Here is a 5,707-nt window from a genome sequence, read left to right on the forward strand (position 1 = left end):
TCCCCCATCCCCCATTCCCCAATTTATGAATGAGATTACGGTTCAGATAAATGGTGAAAGCCGTGGCTGTTTGTCTGGAATTCTTTTAACTGATTTACTGCAACAGTTGGGTTTCAATCCGCGTTTAGTGGCGGTGGAGTATAATGGCGAAATTTTACACCGCCAGTTTTGGCCAGAAACAAAAATCCAGTCAGGCGATCGCCTAGAAGTGGTTACTATTGTTGGTGGTGGTTAATTAACTTTAGCCACACAATTTTAGATTTTGGATTTTAGATTAAATAATCCAAAATTTAAAATTCATTAATTTGTCATTAATCCCAAATCCTTGAGGCTGCGTCGTGTAATTTCGATGCGGGCGGGTGCATCTTCTGGCTTATACATATCAAGAGTTGTTGCGAAATAATAAACGTTTTTGTTTTGTTCTAAATAACCTACGAACCAACCGATATTTGGTTTGGAAATCGTTAACCATCCAGTTTTTCCCCGCAATGTATAATTCGGAGTTTGTTCGCGAATCATAATGTCTCTGACAAGATTTATGCTTCGTTGGGAAAAAGGCAAATCGCTTTGATATAACTGTTGCAAAAACTTGATTTGCTGTTGGGGTGTAATTTGCAATGGCCCTTGTAACCAAAAGCGATCGATGTCTGCGGTAGTACCAATTTGACGGTTACCGTAGCCTACTTTATTAATAAATTGCTGCATCTTTTCATATCCGATTCTACGTGCCAATACTTGATAGAACCAAACAGTTGAATCTTTAAAAGCTTGACGCAAATTTGTATCACGATTCCAAGCATCGATTTCTCGCACAATTCCATCCCAAGTTAAAACTGCTACATCATCACGAATTACACCTGTTTCTAGCGCCACCAAAGAGTTAAAAATTTTGAATGTGGAAGCTGGAGGAACCGCAGTTGCATTACGTTGAGAATTGTATTCATAAGTGCGCTTGTTGTTGGAGTCGTAAATCAAGATTGAGCCTTCACGCCCAAACTCTTGAAAATGTCGCTTGAAATTAGATGTTTTCACAGTCAACATTGTTGGACTTTCAGATGGATTTACAGCTGGTTGAGCCTGAACGTACATTCTGCCAAAATTCATCACACTCAATACAGCAAAACATCCAATAACTGTGAAAAGAAAAACTTGCTTTGGCTGAATCTCTCGAATAAATTGCAATCCAGTAGATAAGATATTTTTCATTGCAGTTAATTGAATCACAAGCGTGATTCTACACCGCAACTTTGCTCTATTCCGGAAATAAGTAGAACGGTGTAAATAATTAAAGGTTTGTAGTAAGGACTTTAGTCCTTATTACGGACTAGATGCCAAGTTTTTTACATTCCTTTACATAGTTTGGTTTTTTCAAATCGTTCTACTTATTTGCTGTACTATTGATAAAATTTTTTGCAATATAGCAGTCCAATTTTATTAATGAATTTATCTGTATAGGCAGGCAAGAGGCAATAGGCAATAGGGTTGTAAAAGAGTAAAGTGACGGAATTTTGTTCAAAAACCAAATAGGATTGCTATATCTAAATGTATAGCATTATAAAGAGTATATTTTTTTAATTTATTAATTAAAATTCTATTGCTTTGTTACTGACATATACATTAATTTCATTTTCTGTTCTATATCTGACTACTTTAGCGAAATTTTTAGCATGATATTCACTAGTAAAAATACCAATAATGTATTTACCATTTTTAGTTGGAGATATGCCACCTACTTTACAGAATTCAGATTTAACTAGGGGATATAAGTATTTTTTGTCATCAATAGAAACGAACCAGCCTTTTTTTATTGTTCCATTTTTGATGTCAGGGCTTACACAATAACCGTTTACAGGAAACTCGGCATTACCTTCTAAATGTTTTAAAAGAGAGTTAGTAGCAGTATTATGTTCTGCTAGGGTAGCTTGTTGCACAGCAACCCAAAACCCACCTACTGTAGTGATTAAGCCGATAATCTTAAGAATTCCCAAAATAGTAATTGGTTCAGCTTTTACGGGCTTAGGAAAGGAAACAATTAACATTAAACCTACGCATAAACCAGCAATCATTTTTTTGATTTTCATGATTGAATTTAGATGTAGTGAATGTATCTCAACTTTAGTCAGTGTTATTCTACAGTATTGGATTTTATAAAGAAGAAATGATTAATCTTGTTTATAATTTTCTATCCCTAATATCAAATATGCTGAACGATTTGAAAAATCTGTTCAGCAATTCAATTGAATTCTGTGAAAATTTATTAAGTGAGGCGTTAATTAATCTTACAAAATTGTGTTTTTTGTCTCTGATTTGTACAGCGAACGATGAAGAGTTCTACGATTAGCTAATTCTTTGCCTTTGCGACCAAGTTGTTCTCGTAGCTGTGGGTCTTTGCACAACCGATTAAAGGCTTGAAAAACGTCGTAACCAGAATTAGGATTCACAAGTATGCCATTTTCCTCGTGTTTAACTGTGTCTAAAACACTACCCAAACGAGGAGCAATTACAGGTTTACCGAAGTAACTTGCTTCTAAATAAACGATACCAAAACCTTCTATGTGATTATGTTTTGTATCCAATAAACTCAGCATGGCAAATATGTCACAAGCTGCATAATAACCAGCTAATTCCTTTTCTGGTACATATCCAGCAAAGTGGACTCGTTTATTTACTCGCAAGCGATGTGCGAGACATTTGAGTTCTGACTCACAAGGCCCTTGACCGCAAATTATATAGTGGACATCTACCCCAAAAGTTAGCAATAGTGGAATGTTATCAATCACGTTCTCAAAGCTTTTCTGTTTTACTAACCTTCCTACGGAGAGAATAACTATTGCTGTTTCGGGAATGTTGTAACTTTGACGCACTTGCAGGCGTAAATCGTCTAGACTAGCTAAAGTTGCGCCATTGCCAAATTTTTCTGGTCTGATTACTGGGTTGATGACATAAGTTGGTGTTTCTAAGCGCAAGGCACTTCTGAGATAGTTTAGTGTATAAGAACTGTTACAAACAATGCCTTCAGCTCTACGAAGTGTTAATTTGAATAGCGATCGCCACACCGGATTATGTAACGGAACCACTAAATCGTTACCATGCAGATAGATAAAAAAGCGAATTGGTAACAAATAGCTCAACAGCAACACTGAAGGAAAATCATAGCCGTGGCCCCACTCAATATAACGGTAGTGATAGCGAAAATAAAGTCTAATTGCTAGCACAAACGAGCAGACAATATTCACCAACGGCTTGATAAGACTTCCTAGACAACCACTTTGCCAGTATTTTGGATAATACCAGCGATATATAGGAAACTGTTGATTTTCATCGAATACTTTATCTCCTGAGCAACCAGCTGTCAACACAATCACTCGTTCTGGATCTTGCAGACAACGATTGTAGATATATTCCCCAATGACAGCTTGTTTCGGTAAGAAGATTCTGGATATAACCAGAATATCCGGATGTGCAGTTTCGTCTCTAATTTGGGCTGTGAGTTGAGAAATATGTTCCATAATCAACTTAAAAACTCGATTTTTAAATGTTTTTTGTATTTATTTACAATTGAGACGATTTTCCAATCCAGAATAATTTTTGTTTGTTCTTCTCACGAATCCAGTAGATAAATTCTAAGCTGATTTGAAAATCTTAGCCAGTAATATTAGGTTTTATTTGTGTATATTTGATTTCATTTAACAGATTTCTCATCACTTGAGAATTTTTATACTTCGTCAACAATAGATTATGAAGCTATCCCTTGCAGCTAAATCGCTCCACAAGCGACCGTGGCGAAAATTTGGAAATTTAGCTACGTTTAACAGAATATCTGAAATCGTCTCCACAGTTGTGCCAGAATGCCAAGATGCCTTTGAGTGTTGACTGTGAAACTTAAGGGTTAACGGTTATGGCCAGGAATTGGTGATTCTTTACTAGGTAAATGAAATATGTTTTTACTTGAAAGCTGTGAATATTTGTGTGTAATTTTTTACAAAAATTAGGCGATTAAAAGAAAATATTAGCGCCAAGTATTATAAACATCAGTCAAAATAATTACTAAAATTTCAAATCATCTGTATAATTCAAAACTGTAGTCAGGAAGTGCTAGTCGAAAAAATAGCAACAATAGCAATCCTAAATAATTTGTTAAATCTTAGTAGAAGCTATTGACATTCAAGCGTCAATACTCACCAAAGATATTTTTCAAAATTTAAATTTAGGATTGTTGAATTCTCCATCGCCAATTTCTCTAATTAAGAACATATCTTAAGGTACGGTTCTCCTGTAGAGAAATCCCCCCTGCGATCGCTACATAGCGAAGATCTAACGCGGTAAAGTGAATGTGTAGCAAATAAAAGTGAATGCTACAAATGGCAAAGGTTGTTACGGGCTAGTATGAGTTACACACCACAAAAATCCCAATAACAGAGGGAAAAATCATAAAAAATTCCGTTTTTGAAGCGATTGTATTATGCATAAAAAACTACGACAAACCATCAAACCGCTAGTAAAAACCTTCTTAGCCCTCAGCCTGGTGTTGACATTGGCTTTGAGTCACGCCGACGGCGCTTTAGCTGCTAGTGGCGGAAGAATTGGCGGTGGTTCATTTAGAGTACCTTCTAGCCGTACCTATACACCGCGTACATACGCACCTCCAGGTGGAGGCGGATATTATCCCGGTGGTGGATATTATCCCAGTGGTGGTTTTGGCTTTCCCTTCTTAATTCCTTTTTGGGGAATCGGAGGCGGATTTGGTAGTATATTTGGGATTTTAATATTTATAGCGATCGCTAATTTCCTAGTACAAAGCTTCCGTCGCGCTTCCAGTGGTGAAACACAACAAGCAGACTACACCACCAGTTCTCCAGTTTCCGTAACTCGTTTGCAAGTAGGCTTATTAGCTCAAGCTCGTGGTTTGCAAAATGAACTCAACCACATTGCTGAAACTGCTGATACCAACTCCCCAGAAGGAAGAGCAGAAATACTCCAAGAAGCCAGTTTAGCTTTACTACGCCATCCAGAGTATTGGGTATACGCAGGTGGTGAAACTCAACAAGCCAGATTAAATTCAGCTGAAGCTCAGTTCAACCGCTTATCATTAGCAGAACGCAGCAAATTTAGCGAAGAAACTCTCACTAACGTCAACAACCAACTCAGAGCAGCCTTAGCCAAAGAAGCTTTACCCCCAGCTGAAGAAATTGACAACCCTACCCGTCTAATTAGCGAAGGCCCAGGTGAATATATTATCGTCACCTTATTAGCGGCGACACTAGGAAAATCTGAAATTCCACAAATCAACAGCGCAGATGATTTGCGTCAAGTCCTGCGGCAAATTGGTAGTATCCCCAGCGATAGACTGCTAGCAATTGAAGTTCTTTGGACTCCCCAAGCCCAAGGCGACACCCTGACATCAGATGATGTGTTGGCAAATTATTCTGATTTGAGACTGGTTTAAATTTACAGCGATCGATACTTGAATAGACCACAGTAGGGTAGCACACTTAGCTGTGCTACCCTGCTATTTTTTGAGGACATAGGCAATACGGGAGATGTAGCTTTAGCTTTCCGCAGGTGGGAGATGGGGAGATGGGGAAAAGGTTAAAGGTTAAAGGGAAAGGGTAAAGGGGAAAGGGGAGATGGAAAGATGGGGAAGTGTGGGGAGTGTGGGGGGAAAGATTTCTTCCACATCCTCCCACACCTCCCACACCTCCCACAC

Annotated in this window: 6 protein-coding genes; 3 read left to right on the forward strand and 3 right to left on the reverse strand. The window is 37.9% G+C overall.

What is annotated here, in order from left to right:
- Positions 1-25: 25 nt before the first annotated feature.
- Positions 26-235, forward strand: coding sequence for a sulfur carrier protein ThiS (gene thiS, locus GNE10_RS31490; protein WP_185569848.1), 210 nt, complete (start codon positions 26-28; stop codon positions 233-235).
- A 65-nt stretch (positions 236-300) separates the two neighbouring features.
- Here thiS and blaOXA read toward each other — a convergent pair whose 3' ends face one another.
- The 3 genes from blaOXA to GNE10_RS31505 all read right to left on the reverse strand — a co-directional run bounded on the left by blaOXA (position 301) and on the right by GNE10_RS31505 (position 3,509).
- A complete protein-coding gene (gene blaOXA / locus GNE10_RS31495; protein ID WP_185569855.1) occupies positions 301-1,104 on the reverse strand; it encodes a class D beta-lactamase in 804 nt (267 codons plus the stop codon).
- Positions 1,105-1,583: 479 nt separating this feature from the next.
- Complete coding sequence (locus GNE10_RS31500) at positions 1,584-2,081, reverse strand: hypothetical protein (protein WP_185569849.1); 498 nt, start codon at positions 2,079-2,081, stop codon at positions 1,584-1,586.
- A 198-nt stretch (positions 2,082-2,279) separates the two neighbouring features.
- On the reverse strand, positions 2,280-3,509 hold the full coding sequence (locus tag GNE10_RS31505; protein WP_185569851.1) for a glycosyltransferase family 4 protein: 1,230 nt from the start codon (positions 3,507-3,509) through the stop codon (positions 2,280-2,282).
- 229 nt (positions 3,510-3,738) lie between these two features.
- Here GNE10_RS31505 and GNE10_RS36280 point away from each other — a divergent pair, with 229 nt between their 5' ends.
- Together GNE10_RS36280 and GNE10_RS31510 are read left to right on the forward strand one after the other, a co-directional pair.
- Positions 3,739-3,873, forward strand: coding sequence for a hypothetical protein (locus GNE10_RS36280; RefSeq protein ID WP_260447112.1), 135 nt, complete (start codon positions 3,739-3,741; stop codon positions 3,871-3,873).
- 589 nt (positions 3,874-4,462) lie between these two features.
- A complete protein-coding gene (locus GNE10_RS31510) occupies positions 4,463-5,446 on the forward strand; it encodes a DUF1517 domain-containing protein (protein WP_185569853.1) in 984 nt (327 codons plus the stop codon).
- Positions 5,447-5,707 lie beyond the last annotated feature (261 nt).

The organism is Nostoc sp. 2RC (genome assembly GCF_014222165.1).
Classification (GTDB): domain Bacteria; phylum Cyanobacteriota; class Cyanobacteriia; order Cyanobacteriales; family Nostocaceae; genus Nostoc; species Nostoc linckia.